14 protein-coding genes and 1 pseudogene are annotated in these 16,760 nt (G+C 66.0%); 7 read left to right on the top strand and 8 right to left on the bottom strand.

The genetic code is table 11. The features are described 5' to 3' along the window. The first annotated feature begins 72 nt into the window (after positions 1-72). Positions 73-1,302 (top strand): TadE/TadG family type IV pilus assembly protein, encoded by a 1,230-nt coding sequence (locus ACQR07_RS26830; RefSeq protein ID WP_434905116.1) that lies wholly within the window; start codon positions 73-75, stop codon positions 1,300-1,302. 497 nt (positions 1,303-1,799) lie between these two features. On the opposite strand, the gene ACQR07_RS26825 is transcribed toward ACQR07_RS26830, so the two are convergent. Then, positions 1,800-2,318, bottom strand: a complete 519-nt coding sequence (locus tag ACQR07_RS26825) for a cupin domain-containing protein (protein WP_434905115.1) — start codon at positions 2,316-2,318, stop codon at positions 1,800-1,802. A 145-nt stretch (positions 2,319-2,463) separates the two neighbouring features. Between ACQR07_RS26825 and ACQR07_RS26820 the strand changes: the two genes are divergently transcribed. Beyond that, positions 2,464-2,679: a CsbD family protein gene (locus tag ACQR07_RS26820; RefSeq protein ID WP_434905114.1), complete on the top strand. Its 216-nt coding sequence runs from the start codon at positions 2,464-2,466 to the stop codon at positions 2,677-2,679. A gap of 378 nt (positions 2,680-3,057) precedes the next feature. Here the strand turns inward: ACQR07_RS26820 and ACQR07_RS26815 are convergent, their stop codons facing one another. Continuing rightward, positions 3,058-3,525, bottom strand: a complete 468-nt coding sequence (locus tag ACQR07_RS26815) for an FKBP-type peptidyl-prolyl cis-trans isomerase (protein WP_434868645.1) — start codon at positions 3,523-3,525, stop codon at positions 3,058-3,060. Positions 3,526-4,510: 985 nt separating this feature from the next. Continuing rightward, a complete protein-coding gene (ggt, locus tag ACQR07_RS26810) occupies positions 4,511-6,097 on the bottom strand; it encodes a gamma-glutamyltransferase (RefSeq protein ID WP_434905113.1) in 1,587 nt (528 codons plus the stop codon). Between the two features lie 132 nt (positions 6,098-6,229). Here ggt and ACQR07_RS26805 point away from each other — a divergent pair, with 132 nt between their 5' ends. Then, positions 6,230-7,006, top strand: a complete 777-nt coding sequence (locus tag ACQR07_RS26805; protein ID WP_434905112.1) for a rhodanese-related sulfurtransferase — start codon at positions 6,230-6,232, stop codon at positions 7,004-7,006. Further along, the gene (locus ACQR07_RS26800) at positions 6,993-7,220 is read left to right on the top strand and encodes a SlyX family protein (RefSeq protein ID WP_434905111.1); all 228 of its coding nucleotides are present in this window, start codon (positions 6,993-6,995) and stop codon (positions 7,218-7,220) included. The genes ACQR07_RS26805 and ACQR07_RS26800 overlap by 14 nt, the downstream gene beginning before the upstream one ends. Before the next feature lie 13 nt (positions 7,221-7,233). On the opposite strand, the gene ACQR07_RS26795 is transcribed toward ACQR07_RS26800, so the two are convergent. Next, complete coding sequence (locus tag ACQR07_RS26795) at positions 7,234-9,144, bottom strand: sensor domain-containing diguanylate cyclase (protein ID WP_434905110.1); 1,911 nt, start codon at positions 9,142-9,144, stop codon at positions 7,234-7,236. Between the two features lie 167 nt (positions 9,145-9,311). Then, positions 9,312-9,554: a hypothetical protein gene (locus ACQR07_RS26790; protein ID WP_434905109.1), complete on the bottom strand. Its 243-nt coding sequence runs from the start codon at positions 9,552-9,554 to the stop codon at positions 9,312-9,314. Between the two features lie 199 nt (positions 9,555-9,753). On the opposite strand from ACQR07_RS26790, the gene hemE reads away from it, so the two are divergent. Next, positions 9,754-10,785 (top strand): uroporphyrinogen decarboxylase, encoded by a 1,032-nt coding sequence (gene hemE, locus ACQR07_RS26785; protein WP_434905172.1) that lies wholly within the window; start codon positions 9,754-9,756, stop codon positions 10,783-10,785. Between the two features lie 4 nt (positions 10,786-10,789). Here the strand turns inward: hemE and hemC are convergent, their stop codons facing one another. The 3 genes and pseudogenes from hemC to ACQR07_RS26770 form a co-directional block, all read right to left on the bottom strand. Further along, positions 10,790-11,767, bottom strand: coding sequence for a hydroxymethylbilane synthase (hemC, locus tag ACQR07_RS26780; RefSeq protein ID WP_434905108.1), 978 nt, complete (start codon positions 11,765-11,767; stop codon positions 10,790-10,792). Positions 11,768-11,782: 15 nt separating this feature from the next. Next, a pseudogene (locus ACQR07_RS26775) lies at positions 11,783-13,400 on the bottom strand (GMC family oxidoreductase). A gap of 91 nt (positions 13,401-13,491) precedes the next feature. Then, complete coding sequence (locus ACQR07_RS26770; protein ID WP_434905107.1) at positions 13,492-14,685, bottom strand: acetate/propionate family kinase; 1,194 nt, start codon at positions 14,683-14,685, stop codon at positions 13,492-13,494. Positions 14,686-14,938: 253 nt separating this feature from the next. On the opposite strand from ACQR07_RS26770, the gene ACQR07_RS26765 reads away from it, so the two are divergent. Continuing rightward, the gene (locus ACQR07_RS26765) at positions 14,939-15,973 is read left to right on the top strand and encodes a 5-methyltetrahydropteroyltriglutamate--homocysteine methyltransferase (protein ID WP_434905171.1); all 1,035 of its coding nucleotides are present in this window, start codon (positions 14,939-14,941) and stop codon (positions 15,971-15,973) included. Positions 15,974-16,109: 136 nt separating this feature from the next. Continuing rightward, positions 16,110-16,748: a hypothetical protein gene (locus ACQR07_RS26760; protein WP_434905106.1), complete on the top strand. Its 639-nt coding sequence runs from the start codon at positions 16,110-16,112 to the stop codon at positions 16,746-16,748. Positions 16,749-16,760 lie beyond the last annotated feature (12 nt).

Raw genomic sequence — 16,760 nt, 5'->3', positions numbered from 1 at the left:
CACTCCTGCAGCACGGGCTCGCTTCGCCAGCGCCGAGCCTCGGACAGCAACCCAGCAGGAAGCGTCGCACCTATGTCCGCATCGTTCTCACTCGACTCCGTTCGCCGTCTGTCGCGCAGGTTTTGGCGTGCCGAGAACGGTAACATCAGCATGATCTTCGCGATCGCCAGTATCCCGATCCTGATCTCGGTGGGCGCGGCGGTGGATCTCGCCAAGAGCGGCGACGTCAAGGCGAAGTTGCAGAAGTCGGTCGACGCCGCGGTCCTGGCCGCAGTGATCCAGCCCAGCGGGCAGCAGATCTCGACCGCCGACGCCGTGTTCAAGAGCGATTTCGCCAGCCGTTTCGGCACGGCGAAATCCGCCACCTTCGTCGCAAACGCTGATGGCTCGGTCTCGGGCACCGCCAATGCGACGGTCCCGACCACATTCCTGAACGTCATGGGCGCCACGTCGCTCGGCGTCACGGCCACGGCCACCGCCAAGGGTGGCGCCCAGACCAGGACGCCGGTGTGCATCCTGCTCGTCAGCACGCTCAACTCGCAATCGCTGCTGGTCAATTCCGGCGCCCAGCTCAATGCGCCGACCTGCGAGGTGCACGTGCTGTCGACGCAGAGTCCTGCCGCGATCTTCAACGCTACGCTGAACGCCAAGCGCATCTGCATCAAGGGCTCGACCATCATCAAGAACGGCGGCGTCAACCCGCCCGCCGAGACCAGCTGCGCGGCGATCTCGGATCCGTTCGCGGGCACCCTGCCGGTGCCGACCGTGGGGTCCTGCACCTTCAACAACAAGACCTACGATTCCGGCACCGTGACCCTCGATCCGGGCGTCTACTGCGGATGGACCAATTTCAACGGCTCCGGCACGCTGAAGCTCAATCCCGGACTCTACGTCATCAAGAACGGCGGCATGACCTTCAACTCCAGTTGGACAGTCACCGGCACCGGCGTCACCTTCTACCTGGTCGATCAGAACGCGACCCTCACCTTCAACGGCAACGTCAACGCCACGCTGTCGGCGCCGACCACGGGCACCTATGCCAACATCCTGATGTACGAGCCGACCGGCCTGTCGACGAGCAACCTGCCGATCAACGGCACCAGCGGTTCGTCGTTCACCGGGCTGATGTACCTTCCCAGCCGCAACGTCACCATCAACTCGGTGTCCAACGTCTCGAGCAACAGCGTGACCATGGTGTTCAACACCCTGATCCTGAATGCCACCAACTGGAACATCGCCCCCGGCGCGCTGTCGATGTCCGTCGCCAACGGCCCAGCCGGCACGGCGTTTCTGGCGAGGTAGCGGGTTTTTGGACTGGCTTTCGATGAAAGCTCCGGCAGCTAACAAGTAGCACTTCCCGTGTGGCTGCCCCTCACCCCAACCCTCCCAGCGCGAGCGAAGCTCGCCGCGCCCCCGTAAGAACGGGGAGAGGGAGTTGCAGCGGCGCTCGCGGCGAGCGGCGTCACTCTGCACAAATAAGTTCTTGCATACGCGAATATCCGCTCGCATTCCTCATTGAGCCCGACCTGCCATCCCCAAGCGACGCCGCGCTCCCTCTCCCCGTTCTTCACGGGGAGAGGGGTGGGGTGAGGGGCAGCCGCACGGGCGGTGTGTATCTATCTCGTGATTGATCTTGTCGAAGCACGAGGAGTAATTGTCTTTGGCCTGTACTTAATTTCAGGACTACTAACTAGCAGCACCCGCGCCGCTGCCCCTCACCCCGCCCCTCTCCCCGTGAAGAACGGGGAGAGGGAGGGCGGCATCCCCGTGGTCAGCCGGTCAATCCTATCTCGCGCGCCTCACGACTTCGTCTCGGCCGGATCGCGATGCACCGGGTCGATCCATAGCACCGTCTCGGGCTTCTCGACCGGCTCGATGTCGATGTTGATGGCCACGGCCTCGCCGTCGCTGCGCACCAGCACGCATTCCAGCACCTCGTCGCGGCTGGCGTTGATCTCCTGGTGCGGCACGTAGGGCGGCACGAAGATGAAGTCGCCGGGACCGGCTTCCGCGGTGAACTGCAGCTGCTCGCCCCAGCGCATCCGCGCCTTGCCCTTCACCACGTAGATCACGCTTTCGAGATGGCCGTGATGGTGCGCGCCGGTCTTGGCGTCCGGCTTGATCGTGACGGTGCCGGCCCAGAGCTTCTGCGCGCCGACGCGCGCGAAATTGATCGCGGCCTTGCGGTCCATGCCCGGCGTCGAGGGCACATTGGAGTCGAGCTGATTGCCGGGAATGACGCGCACGCCATCGTGCTTCCAGCGCTCGTCGGCGTGATCATGGGAGTGGCCATGCGCGTGATCGTGAGTACCTGACATGATTTCTTCTTCTCGACGTTCTCTGAGGGAACCCAGCTGAATCCTAGTCGAAATGCCGCATCGGCGCCATTCGGGTTCCCGGCGAACCAAACCGCCATGCCCGCGTTGAACCTCGCACAGTCTACACACACAATGGAGACACACCATGGGTTCGACCACGGACAAGATCAAAGGCGCGGCCAACGAGGCGATCGGCAAGGCCAAGCAGGGCATCGGCGAAGCCACCGGCAACGAGCGCCTGCAGGGCGAAGGCGCCATCCAGGAAGTGAAGGGCAAGGGCCAGAAGGCGATGGGCGACGCAAAGGAGGCGACCAAGGACGCCGTGAACAGCGCCGCTGGCGCGGCCAACAAGAATCTGTGAGCAGGGTCGGCGCGACCGCTGATATCACGCGATGATGCTTGAGAGACTAACAAGACCGGCTCTTCGCGGGCCGGTCTTGTCGTTGTTAGTTGATGATGGATGGCCACCAACAACCAGATCGCTGCAGGATCCTCGCCAGCGCTCATGAATGCGCCCTCTCCCCTTGTGGGAGAGGGCAGGTAGGACAGCGCCGCAAGCGCGGTTGGGTGAGGGGTTTGCCTCCCCGACCGTCGCTTGCGGAGAGAGACCCCTCACCCAACCGCATGCCCGGATAGGCCGGCGATGCCCTCTCCCACCCTGGCGAAGCTTTGCTTCGCTTGGGGGAGAGGGCGCTGTATCGGGCATCACACTTTGTTGCCACCCGGGACCATTTGCGACTTATTTCACGCCCAACAGCTCGACGTCGAACAACAGCGTCGCATTCGGCGGGATCACGCCGCCGGCGCCGCGGGCGCCGTAGCCGAGCTCCGGCGGGATGATCAGTGTGCGCTTGCCGCCGACCTTCATCGTCGCCACGCCCTCGTCCCAGCCGGCGATCACGCGCTTCATGCCGATCGGGAATTCGAACGGCTCGTTGCGATCCACCGACGAGTCGAATTTCTTGCCCTTCTGGCCGTTCTCGTAGAGCCAGCCCGTGTAGTGCATCACGCAGGTCTGGCCGCGCGACGGCGTCGCGCCGGTGCCTTCCTTGGTGTCGATGATCTGCAGTCCGGAGGGAGTGGTCATGGTCTTTCCTGTCGGTTTGGCGGAACTGGTCTGTGCCGAAGCCACATGAGGGCCCAGCACGGCGGCTGCTGCCGATGCCGCCACCGTCAGCACAACTCTTCGATCGATCGGACGCCGCATGCTCGGACTGCCTCTGCTCGTTCACGGGAGCCGCGGTTTAGCGCATGGCGGCGCAGGTGACCAGCCCGTCACCCTTCGCCTTCAAATTCTGAAAAAAATAAATATCTTGCTCTTTATCGGAATTCATGATTGTGTAGGCCCATCCCGCTTCACTGCGAGGGGCGTTGCGCGCGATCGTCACGACACGCGAGGCGGGGATGCGATGGCCGCGGGAGATCGCAGCATCCTCTTCAAACGAGGGTGCGGACGAACGATCGCTTGCGGACGTGAAGTCGCAGCGTCCTGATACCCCGACGCTGGTATCAAGCCGCGCTGGCGCTGATGTGCCGCGTGGCGATGGTGGCCAACAAGCCCGGCGCACCAGGGAGACTGCGTATAAGCGTGAGACCGTCGCGCAGGGAATGCCGGATGACCGGCTTTGCCTGTGGTACCTGCCGCCTGCATTCTTTTCGCAGGCGGGCCATGGGTGAGGCCCTCACCCGGCATTCCCTGCGCCCCCTTGCACTTCTCGCGAGGGACGAACTGATCGCAGACCTCGGGCGCGACACGCCGCGAGAATGATCTTCTGCGTCTTAGCTGTGCGAGCCGCAAATGCGCCAACTCCTCCGCCCTCGTCCCGGACAAGCTGTGACGCGCGCAGCGCGGCGCAGCGCCGATCCGGGACCCATACGCCGCAGCAGATGTGACGGGCAAAATGCCAATGACCAGCGGGCCTCAAACTTCGCCCTGGGGGTATGGGTCCCTGCGCCGCGTGCGCAATTGCGCACTGGGCAGGGACGACGGCGGAATGTGGAGGTGCCGTAGGGTGGGCAAAGCGGCCGCCCGCAGGGCGGCAGCGTGCCCACCGTTTGTCAGCGAGACTGGTGCGCGAATGGGGGGCACGGCGCGGGAGACAGCGAGGCATGCTGATGAATCTTGGCGCGCCTTTGCCCACCCTACTGCACGGCGCGCGGCGGTGACGCCAGCAGAGCCTGCGACGCCCGCCTCAATAGCCCAGTGCGCAGCCGTCCTTGCGCGGGTCGGAGCCGCCGGTGAGGGTGCCCTTGGTCCAGTCGATCCAGATTGCCTGGCCGCCGCCGAGCGGCGAGACCACCTTGGTGGTCTTGTGGCCGATCCGCTGCAGGCCTTCGACCACCTCGGCCGGCACGCCGTCCTCGAGCTGATAGACGCCCTCGTAGTGCAGGCCGCGCGCCATATCGATCGCTTCCTGCACGTCGCAGCCATAGTCGAGGATGTTGGTCAGCACGTGGGTCTGGCCGACCGGCTGGTACTGGCCGCCCATGACGCCGAACGACATCTGGGCGCGCCCCGCCTTGGTGGCCAGCGCCGGGATGATGGTGTGCAGCGGACGCTTGCCAGGCGCAATGCAGTTCGGATGGCCCGGCTGGATGCGGAAGCCGCCGGCGCGATTCTGCAGCAGCACGCCGGTCTCGTTGGAGACGATGGCCGAGCCGAACGAATGGGCGATCGAGTTGATGAAGGAGCAGACATTGCGGTCGCGGTCGACCACCGTGATGTACACGGTCTCCGGGTTCATCGGCGGCGCGACGCTCGGCAGGTCCAGGAGCTTGTCGAGGCTGATCTGCGAAATGTACTCGTCGGCGAATTCCTTGGCGAGGATGCTTGCGACCTCGGTGGTCATGTGCTCGGGGTCGCCGATGTGCTGCTCGCGCATCATGTAGGCGATGCGCGCCGCCTCGGCTTCGAGATGGAAGCGCTCGACGCTAAGCGGATCGATGCGCGTGAGGTCGAAGCGCGAGAGGATGTTGAGCATCACCAGCATGGTGATGCCCGGGCCGTTCGGCGGGCACTGCCAGACCTCGTGATCCTTGTAGGTGGTGCCGATCGGCGCGGTCACCTCGGTGTGGTGGCTGGCGAAATCCTCGAGCGTGTGCAGGCCGCCGATGCCGCGCAGGGTCTGCACCATGTCCTCGGCGACCGCACCGGTGTAGAAGCCCTTCGGCCCCTCCTTGGCGATGACGCGCAGCGTCTGCGCCAGCTCCGGCTGCCGGATCACGTCACCGACGACCGCCGCCTTGCCGCGCGGCAGGAAATAGCGCGCGGTGTTGGTGCCGTTCCGGAGCTTCTCGAACTGGTTGTTCCAGTCGAAGGCGACGCGCGGCGCCACCACATAGCCCTCCTCCGCGGCGCGGATGGCCGGCTGCAACAACCGGTCGAGCCCGAGCCGGCCGTGGTCGCGCAGGATGCGGTCCCAGGCATCGATCGCGCCCGGCACCGACACGGCATGGGCCGAGGTCAGCGGCACCGAATGCATCTTGCGCTCGAGATACCAGTCCACGGTGGCGGCGGCCGGCGCCCGGCCCGAGCCGTTATAGGCCGTGACCCGGCCTTCGCCCTTGGCCTGCACCAGCGCGAAGCAGTCGCCGCCGATACCGGTGGACTGCGGCTCGATGACGCCGAGCAGGGCGCACGCCGCCACGGCAGCGTCCGCAGCGGTCCCGCCGGCACGCAGCACCTCGATGCCGGCCAGCGCGGCCTGCGGGTGCGAGGTTGCGATCATGCCATTCTGGGCGTGGACCGTGGACCTGCCGGGGAAATGGAAGCTTCTCATCGTTGCTCGCTGCGTGATCGTCGGAGGGCTGGAATGCCAGGGCTGACCGGCTACATGACACATTCTTTCCGGCCTCGGCAATGGCCGGTGCTACGAGCTTTTCTATGGTCAGGTCTGCTGGTAAACCGCCCCATGCCCCTGACCGTCGCCGCCTTCTATCAGTTCGTTGCATTGCCTGATTTTCACGACCTCCGCGAGCCGCTGAAGGCGTTCTGCGCCGCGCACGGTATCAAGGGCAGCATCCTGCTCGCCGCGGAGGGTATCAACGGCACCGTCGCCGGGACGAACGAAGCCATCGCCGCGCTGGTGACGCAGTTGCGCCAAGGAGAGGCGTTCGCGGGACGACTGGACAATCTGGAGCTGAAATTCTCCAGCGCTGCAGCCATGCCGTTCCAGCGGCTGAAGGTGCGGTTGAAGCGGGAGATCGTGACACTCGGCGATCCCGCCGCCGATCCGACCCGGCGAGTCGGGACCTATGTCGACGCCGCTGACTGGAACGCGCTGATCGCCTCGCCGGATGTCGTGGTGCTCGACACGCGGAACGCGTTCGAGGTCGCAATGGGAACGTTCGAAGGCGCGCTCGATCCCGGCCTGCAGAGCTTCGGCCAGTTCAAGGATTTTGCCGCGCGGGCGCTCGACCCTGACAGGCACAAGCGCATTGCGATGTTCTGCACCGGCGGCATCCGCTGCGAGAAGGCGAGCGCGCTGCTGCTCGCGCGGGGTTTTGCCGAAGTCTACCATCTCAAGGGCGGCATCCTCAAATATCTGGAGGAGGTCCCGGAACAGGACAGCCGCTGGCGCGGCGGCTGCTTCGTGTTCGACGAACGCGTCGCGCTGGGGCACGGGCTGCTGGAGCAGCCGATCGCCGCCGGCGCAGACCAGGAGGACGTCCGCGATGAGCAGCTTTGAGCCGTCGAGCAATGATATCAGCGAGCGGATCGACCGGCTCGAGATGCGGCTGACGTTCCAGGACGACACGATCGAGACGCTGAACCAGACCATCACCGCGCAGTGGCGCGAGATCGACGCGTTGAAGCGGCAGATTGCGCTGCTGGTCGAGCGGCTCGCGGACGCGCAGGATCAGGCCGAGGGACCGCGCAATGAGCGGCCGCCGCATTACTGAGGCAACCGCCAGCTCACGCCGGAGCCGTCGTCGGCGCCTTGCTGGACGACAGCTCGATCACCTCGGCGGTCATGACGACGCGGTCGCGCCCACCATCCTTCGCGGCATACAGCGCGCGGTCGGCCGCCTCGATCAGCGAAGCCGGGCCGGCGGAACGTTCGAAGCCGGGACGACAGACGGCGCCGCCGATGCTGGCCGTCACGATGCCGGCCGGATTGTGGGCATGAACGATGCCGGCCTCATGCAGCGCCCGCCGGATCCGCTCGCCGAGGCGGGCACATCCCGCGGCATCGGTGTTCGGCAGCAGCATCGCGAACTCCTCGCCGCCATAGCGCGCCGCGAAGTCCGCGCTGCGCTGCGCCTCGTCGGCAAGGATGCTGGCGACGCTGTGCAGGCATTCGTCCCCGGCCGGGTGGCCATAGGCGTCGTTGAACGCCTTGAAGTGGTCGATGTCGATCATCAGCAGCGCCAGCGACGTCTTGTCGCGATACGCCCTGCCCCACTCCTCCAACAGCCGCTCGTCGAAGCGGCGGCGATTGGCAAGCCCGGTGAGGCTGTCCTCGATGGCCAGGGTTTCGAGCCTGCCCTGCAGCGTCTTCTGCTGGGTCACGTCCCGCGTCACGGCGACGAAGCCATCGAGAGTACCGTCCGGCCGCCGGGTCGCGCGCACGGTGGCCTCGACCCAGATCTCCGACCGGTCGCGACGACGCATGCGATAGGTGGCGCGGGCTTCGTCGGCGGTCCCGTTCCTGAGCTGATCCAGGATCTCCTGCAGTTGCGGGCGATCGAGCGGATGCACGCCGGAAATCGCACGCTTGCCGAGCAACTGCGAGGGATGCCATCCCAGAACGCGCATCGTCGAGGGCGAGACGTAGCCGATGCATTCGTCGAGCTCGATGCGCGTCACGATGTCGCTGGAGCCCTCGGCGATCAGCCGGAAGTTCTCCTCCTTTGCCGCAAGCGCCGATGCCAGTTGCTGCCGCTTGATCAGCTGTTTGACCAGGAAGACGCCGATCGCAATGATCAGCGCGACCAGACAGACGAGGACCGAGAGACGAACGCGCGCCTCGCGCTGCCAGCCCGCGAGCACGTCCGCTTCGGAGCGGGCCACGATCATCAGGAACGGGTAGCGCTGGGCGTGCTGGTAGAAGCCGAGGCGATCCGAGCTCTCGTCAGGCCGCCGGAAGTGCAAGGCACCCGATGTGGGGTGATAGGGAATCTGCTCGATCGGAGGCTTGCCGAGCAGCTGCGAACTGGGTTCGGAATTGTCGGCGAGCAGAACGCCGTCGCGGCTGATCAGACTGATCGAGCCGTGCCGGCCGACGTCGAACTGGCGGTAGAACTGGGCAAAATAGGCGACATCGATGGTCGCCAGCACAACGCCGCCGAAACGGCCATCGCCGTGGTTCCAGCGCCGCGACAAAGTGATCACCCATTGTCCCCCGGCCTTGCTGCGCACCGGGTTGCCGATCAGCAGCGAGCGGTCGGCCGACGTCCGGTGATGGCTGAAGTAATCGCGATCGGCATTGTTGTAGTTGGACAGCACGACATCTTCGGTGGTCGCGATCCAGTCGCCGTTCTCGTCATAGGCGAACACACCGCGGATGCGGCCAAGGTTGGCTTTTCTGGACTTGAGAATCGTCTGCAGCCGCGTGGCCACCCCCGGCTTGCCGTCGTCGGTCTCCAGCGCGGCGACGACGCCGCGGAGCAGCGAGTCCGCAAGCTCGAACGAGTCTTCGACGTGTTGCGTCAGCGAACGCGCGAGATTGCCGAGATCGGTCTCCGCGTTGTGCAACTCGGCGTTGCGCGATTCCCATTCGCTCCAGCCGCTGAAGGCGACAATGGCGCCACATACCAGCGCGAGGACGCCAGCCGCCCACATCGGCAGACGGCTTCTATCAGATCTGGTCGCAGCAACGTCCATTCCGCGGAACTCTCCGGACGGCGCGAGAGTCCCATGGACATCTTATTTAAATCTGAAATGCGCGGGATCAGCCCCGGTCCGAAGCACACCGTAAGACTACGGCATGAGCCGTATTTCTACGGAGAACGAGAGACGCATCGAACACGAACGACGGCGAAGTTGATAGTTCAACGAGCGAACACCGACCGCACCTTGTCCCATAGCGACGGCTCGCGCTGCTCGCTCTCGCCGGGATCGCCACCCTTCACGCGCGTCGTCGACGGCTGCTGCAGGCTCACCGGATCGGACGCCGGAAACGTATCCATGAGTCCCCTGTCGAGCTGCGTCGCATCCTCGCGGTCGAGACGAGCGGCCTCACGCGGGTCGACCGCATGCTTGTCGCGCGGGGCGGGATTGAATTTCTCGGCCATGATCGATCTCCCTGTGCGACGACAACGCATGGCCGAAACGGGTGTTCCCCGGCGTTGGCGGCGGCACGCTGCAGCAGGGCGCTGCGACGATCGCGATGGCGGGCGTCCGATATGACCTTGGCCGGAACCGCGGAGGCATGTATCACGGACGGTAAACCGTTCCCGAATGTTGCGGAGCCCCAGCGTGAGTGAGACTGCCGTGAACAAGCCCTTCCTCGACGTGCTGGCCGGTCAGCGCAAGAGCGTGCCTCCGATCTGGATGATGCGGCAGGCCGGCCGCTACCTGCCGGAATATCGCGAGGTGCGTGCCAAGGCGGGCGGTTTTCTCGACCTCTGCTTCGATCCGGAGCTCGCGGCGGAGGTTACGCTGCAGCCGATCCGCCGGTTCGGCTTCGATGCGGCCATCATCTTCTCCGACATCCTGGTCATCCCGCACGCGCTCGGCCGCAGCGTCCGCTTCGAGGTCGGCGAAGGTCCCCGGCTCGATCCGCTCGACACGCCCGAAAAGATCGCGACGCTGTCCGGCGAGGCCGACCTCTCCAAGCTCGAGGCGGTATTCGAGGCGCTGCGCCGGGTCCGCGCCGAACTGCCAAAGAGCACCGCGCTGATCGGCTTTTGCGGCGCGCCATGGACGGTCGCGACCTACATGGTCGCCGGCCAAGGGACGCCCGACCAGGCGCCGGCGCGGCTGCTGGCCTACCGGCATCCCGAGGCGTTCAGCAAGATCATCGACGCGCTGGTCGACAGCTCGATCGCCTACCTCCTGCAGCAGCTGGAGGCCGGCGCCGACGCGCTGCAGATCTTCGACACCTGGGCCGGCGTGCTGCCGCCGCGCGAGTTCGCCCGCTGGTCGGTGGCGCCGACGCGGCGCATCGTCCAGGGCGTGCGCAAGGTCCGGCCGGACGCCAAGATCATCGGTTTCCCCCGCGGCGCCGGCGCGCTGCTGCCGGGCTATGTCAGCGAGACCGGCATCGATGCCGTCAGCATCGACTGGACGGCGGAGCCCGGACTGGTGCGCGAGCGGGTGCAGAGCAAAGTCGCCGTCCAGGGCAATCTCGATCCGCTGGCCCTGATCACCGGCGGCGCGGCGCTCGACCAGGCGGTCGACGACGTGCTGGCGAGCTATGCCGGCGGCCGGCATATCTTCAACCTCGGCCACGGCATCACGCCGGAGACCCCGATCGCCCATGTCGAGCAGATGCTGGCGCGGGTGCGCGCCTACAAGGGCTGACCGATCAGCGCGGCCGGCTGCGCTCGATCAGCGCCGCCGCGCCGTTGGCAAGCAATTCGAGCCCGACCGCACGGCCGAGCTCGCGCGGACGATCGGCGGGGCCTACGCGCTGGGCCTCGATGAAGCGGCCGCCATCCTCGTCGAGCACCGAGGCAGTCAACGTCATCTGCGCGCCGTCGATGGTCGAAAAGCCCGCGATGGGCGAGTTGCAGTGGCCGTTGAGCACCCACAGCACCTCGCGCTCGGCATCGGCGCAAGCGCGCGCCGCCGCATCGTCGATGGTCGCAAGGATGCGCCGGGTCTCGAAGTCAGCCGCGGGACACTCGACGGCCACGATGCCCTGCCCGGCCGCCGGCAGCATGTCGGCGGCAGGGAATTCATAGGAGCCGCGGTCGGCCAGCCCGACCCGCTCCAGCCCGGACCGTGCCATGATCAGCGCGTCGGCCGGCCCGACCGCGCCGCCGTCCGGCAGCCGCTGCAGCTCGCCATTGTCGAGCTTGCGGATGCGGGTATCGGCCGCGCCGCGGAAATGGATCAGCTCGGCGTGCGGAAACAGCCGCCGCGCATAGGCCGCCCGGCGCACCGCGTTAGTGCCGATCTTGAAGCCCCGCCCGCCGTCCTTGCGGAACTCGTCGAGCGACAGCCCTTTCCGCAGCACCAGCACGTCGCCCGGCGGATCGCGCGACAGCAGCGCAGCAATGACAAGACCCGGAGTCTCCTCGTTGCCCGGCATGTCCTTCAACGAGTGCATCGCCGCATGCAGCTTGCCGTCCAGCATGGCGCGGCGGATCTCGGCAACGAAGGCTCCGCCCTTGCCACCATGCGTCAACAGCTTGCTGGTCTGGTCCGAGTCGCCCGTCGTCTCGAACTTGACGATCTCGATGTCGAGCGACGGGATCGCGGCCTGCAGCCGGCGCGCGATCTCCTCCGTCTGCGCCAGGGCCATCGTGCTCTTGCGGGTGCCGATCCGGAAAATTGTCACGAACTCATTCCTGCGTCAGCGCGCGTCCTGCAAGATCATGTCGGAGGCCTTCTCCGCGATCATGATGACCGGCGCATTGGTATTGCCCGAAACCAGGTCCGGCATGATCGAGGCATCGACCACGCGCACACCGTCGATGCCGCGAACGCGCAGGCGCTGATCCACCACGGCCAGAGCATCGCTCCCCATCCGGCAGGTCGAGGTCGGATGGTAGATCGTGCTGCCGGCAATAGGCCAGGATGTCGTCATCGCTCACGACCTTGGAACCCGGATAGGCTTCATCCGAGACATACGGCTTCAGCGCGGGCGCCGCCAGGATTTTCCGCAGCATCCTGATGCCGTCGATATTGGCGCGCCGGTCGGTCTCGCTGGCGAGATAATTGATGCGGATCTCCGGCGGGGCCGCCGGGTCGGCGCTCCTGATCCGGAGCGAGCCGCGGCTTTCCGGCCTGAGCTGGCAGACCGAGGCGGTGAAGCCGGAAAAGGTGTGCAGCTTCTCGCCCATCTTGTCGGTCGAGAATGGAATGAAATGGATCTGGATGTCCGGACTCGCCAGCCGCGGATCGGTCTTGAAGAACGCGCCGGCGGTGCCGGCCGCGATCGTCAGCGGCCCCTTGCGGAACGCGGCGTATTGCGCGCCTGCCAGCACCTTGCGCACGGGATGATTGACGATGTCGTTGAGCGTGATCCGCTGGCTGCAGCGCATCACGATGCGCACCTGCAGATGGTCCTGCAGGTCGTTGCCTACACCGGGTGTATTGAGCACAACGTCGATGCCGTGCTGCTTCAGCAGGTCGGCCGGGCCGACGCCGGACAATTGCAGCAGTTGCGGCGAGTTGTAGGCCCCGCTCGAGACCAGGACCTCCTTGCGGGCGCGCGCGGTTCGCAGCCGGCCGCGCTGGCTGAAGCTCACGCCGCAGGCACGGCGGCCATCGAACAGGATGCGCTGTGCCAGCGCATCGGTCTCGACGTGAAGGTTGCCGCGCCCGAGCGCCGGGCGCAGATAGGACACCGCGCTGCTGGCCCGACGCCCGCGCCTCGTGGTGGTCTGAAAGAACCCTGCGCCTTCCTGGCTGGCGCCGTTGAAATCGGCATTGAACGGCAGTCCGGCCTCGACCGCCGCCTTGACGAAGGATTCCGACAGCGGATCCTCGTGCCGCCAATCCGAGACCGGCAGCGGGCCGCCGGTGCCGTGATAGTCGTCGGCGCCGCGCGACTGATTTTCCGCGCGCTTGAAATAGGGCAGCACGTCATCGTGGCCCCAGCCGACATTGCCGCGCTGCCGCCAGCGGTCATAGTCCTCGTGCTGGCCGCGCACATAGAGCAGACCGTTGATCGAACTGGAGCCGCCGAGCACCTTGCCGCGTGGCTGAAAGACCGAGCGTCCGTCGAGCCCGGGCTCGGGCTCGGTCTGGTACATCCAGTTGACGGCCTTTTCCTTGAACAGCTTGCCATAGCCGAGCGGGACGTGGATCCAGATGTTGGTGTCCTTCGGGCCCGCCTCCAGCAGCAGCACCTTGTGCCTGCCGTCGCTGCTGAGCCGGTTGGCGAGTACGCAGCCGGCCGAACCGGCGCCGACGATCACGTAGTCGAATTCGAGGTCCGCATCACGCAACGCCGCGCTGCCGTCCATTGCTTCCCTTCCCAAATTCTCTTTCTTTCCTCCTGGAGATACCAAAATGCCAGGACGTGCAAGCGGCAAATCCGCAGATCTGGTCACCGGGTCAGTCGTTGCCGCGGCTCGCGAGCAATGCGGCGGAGTGCCGCGCGATCATCATCTCCTCGTTGGTGTTGATCACGAAGACCCGGACGGCCGAGCCGTCGGACGAGATCAAGGTTTCACTTGCGCGATTTCTGCCCGCGTCCAATGCGATGCCGAGCCACCCGAAGCCGGCGCAGACGCGCTCGCGGATCTGCCAGGCGTGCTCGCCGATGCCGCCGCAGAACACGATTGCATCGAGCCCCGAGAGCACGGCCGCCATCGCGCCCAGCTCACGCCTGATCCGGTCGACGAAATACGCGATCGCCTGCATGGCCTCGACCGTGCCGGCCGCCTCCAGTTCGCGCATGTCCTGCGACAAACCGGAGAGTCCCTTCAGCCCCGCATGATTGTACAAGAGATCCGTGACAGCCTCCGCCGTCATCCCTTTCTCCTGCAAAAGATAGAGCACGACGCCGGGATCCAGCTGTCCGCACCGCGTGCCCATCGGCAGTCCATCCAGCGCGGTGAAGCCCATCGACGAGCCGATGCTCTGCCCGTCACGGATCGCGCACATCGAGGCGCCATTGCCGAGATGCATCACGACCATGCGTCCCTTCTCCTCGCGCGGCGCGACCTCCTTCATCCTTGCGACGACGTACTCGTAGGACAGTCCGTGAAAGCCGTAGCGACGGACGCCCGCATCGTAAAACTCGCGCGGCAACGCATAGGTATCGTTCACCCAGGGGTGCGAGCGATGGAACGCGGTATCGAAGCAAGCAATCTGCAGCGCTTCTGGGAAGGCGCGATGGGCGGCGCGGACGCCGGCGAGATTGTGAGGCTGGTGGAGCGGCGCCAGCGGATTGAGCGTTTCAAGGCTCCTCACAACATCGTCGTCGATCACTACGGGCCGGTCAAATGCGAGACAGCCGTGAACGATGCGATGACCCACCGCGTCGACCGCTTCACGTCCGGTCACACGCTGCAATAGCCCGAGCACGACGCGCAGGGCGGCCTCTGGATCAGCCGCATCAGCGGCACCGAGCCGCTCATCCGCGAGCGCGTCTCCCCTCATCCGCGCTTGAAGATGAGGTGACGCGGTGCCAAGTCCCTCGATCTGGCCCCGCATGGTCTCGACCAGATCGGCGCCCTGTTCAAACAAGGCGAACTTCAGCGAGGAGGAGCCCGAATTGAGCGTCAGGATTTGTCGTTCTCGCATGGCGCCTCGCGACCGGCTTCATCAACTCACAAACTGCGCAAAATACGATGCATTTTGATGACGATCCAAAGATGGGTGATGGCTAGCGTTTTCACTACAAATAACACCTGTATGGTGAAAAGGATGCACGAACGGACGAACTGGTCGACGTTTGCGCGGCCTGGATGTTCCGATCCGCAGGGCGCCTAGCAAATCGTCTGCTATCATGCTTGGCGCGAGCGAATCGGACCGCGGGAGGACCATTGCGGTGAACATGCCCCAACATCTCCTGCCGACCACCGTGGTCGGAAGCTATCCGCAGCCGGACTGGCTGGTCGACCGCGCCATGCTTTCGAAATCCGTTCCGCGCATTCGGCTGCAGGGCATGTGGCGCATTCAGCGGCCGCTGCTGGACGAAGCACAGGACGATGCCACCATCGTCGCCATTCACGACATGGAGCAGGCCGGCATCGACATCGTGTCCGATGGCGAGATCCGGCGCGAGAGCTACTCGAACCGCTTTGCCACCGCGCTCGACGGCATCGATGCCGACAATCCCGCCATCATCATATCTCCGTCCGGAATCAAGACGCCGGTGCCGCGTGTCGTCGGCCCGATCCGGCGGAAGTACCCGGTCGAGCTGCGCGACATGGAATTTCTCCGCCGGAACACCACGCGCGCCGCCAAGATCACCTTGCCCGGACCGTTCACCCTGAGCCAGCAGGCGCAGGACGATTTCTATCGCGACGACGAGGCGCTCGCGATGGCGTTTGCCGAGGTCGTCAATGCCGAAGCCCGCGACCTGCAGCGTGCGGGCGCCGACGTGATCCAGCTGGACGAGCCGTGGGTGCGCAACAATCCGCAATCGGCACGGCGCTATGCCGTCAAGGCCATCGACCGCGCGCTCGATCGCATCACGGTGCCGACCATCGTCCACGTCTGCTTCGGCTATGCCGCGATCGTACCGGGATCGAGCAAGCCGAACGGATATCCGTTTCTGACCGAGCTCGCCGATTGCAGCGCGACGCAGATCGCGATCGAGGCGGCGCAGCCGCGGCTCGACCTTGGCATTCTCAAGGAGCTCTCGGCCAAGACCATCGTGCTCGGTGTGCTCGATCTCGGCGATCCCGAGGTCGAGCCGGTCACGGTGATCGCCGAGCGCATCCGCAACGGCCTCAAAGTCGTGGCGCCGGAGCGACTGGTCGTCGCGCCGGATTGCGGGATGAAGTATCTGCCACGCTCGACCGCGTTCGGAAAATTGAAGGCGATGTGCGCGGCGGCGGCGCGGGTGCGCGAAGAACTCGCATGAGCGCATTGCGGCCGACGTGACGCATGTTGGGCGGCGTCCTCCACGACGTCGCCACCCTGAGACCCCATTGGCGGAATAAGGCAGGCCGTGAACGCCGAGGGTCGGCTGCGCCGATCGTGTCGGTAGGGAGTCTCCGATGGCCGTCTGCATCACCTCGAGAAACGTCGCCTTGGCCGTGCTCGGCTCTGCGGCGCTGAGCGGGACTGCGATGGCCGAGCCGCTCGACCAGGTCATGGGCGGCCTGCTGCGCGACGCGCGCAGCTCGTTCGCGCGCGTGGTGCCGCTCGAGCTGGTGCCGACCATGCCGTCGCTGCAACCTCCTTCCATTCAACAGCCTGCTCCCCCGCCGGTCGTCGCACCACCGCCGCCGCCACAGGCGAGCACCAAGCCAGCGGCGCCGGCGCCAGTGGCCAAGATACGGCCGCCGCCGCTCAGTCCGGCCGCCGCGGCGCTGGCCGCTGCGCAGGCCGCGGAGGAGATCGCCGACGCCAAGCTCGACGCCGCGCTGGCGGCCAACGAGAAGGCAGTGTCCGACCGCGACACCGCGGACGCGCTGGCGAAAGCCAACCCGACCCCGGCCAACTTCGCGGCGGCGAAGGCCGCGGCCGAAGCGGCCCACGTCGCCGAAGCCAACCTCACCGACGCGCTGCTCGCCGACAAGGACACCGATGCGCGGCTCAAGGCGGCGCGAGCCGCACTGACTGCCGAGCAGACCGGCCGGAAGTCGCAGGCCCGGCCGCCGACGCCAATGCCGGTCAGCGTCGCCGACAAATAGCGCGCACCGACC

Source organism: Bradyrhizobium sp. HKCCYLS20291 (assembly GCF_051167715.1).
Taxonomy (GTDB): domain Bacteria; phylum Pseudomonadota; class Alphaproteobacteria; order Rhizobiales; family Xanthobacteraceae; genus Bradyrhizobium.
Note: the sequence above shows the minus strand (reverse complement) of the source record. Positions and strands in the feature narration are given on the sequence as shown.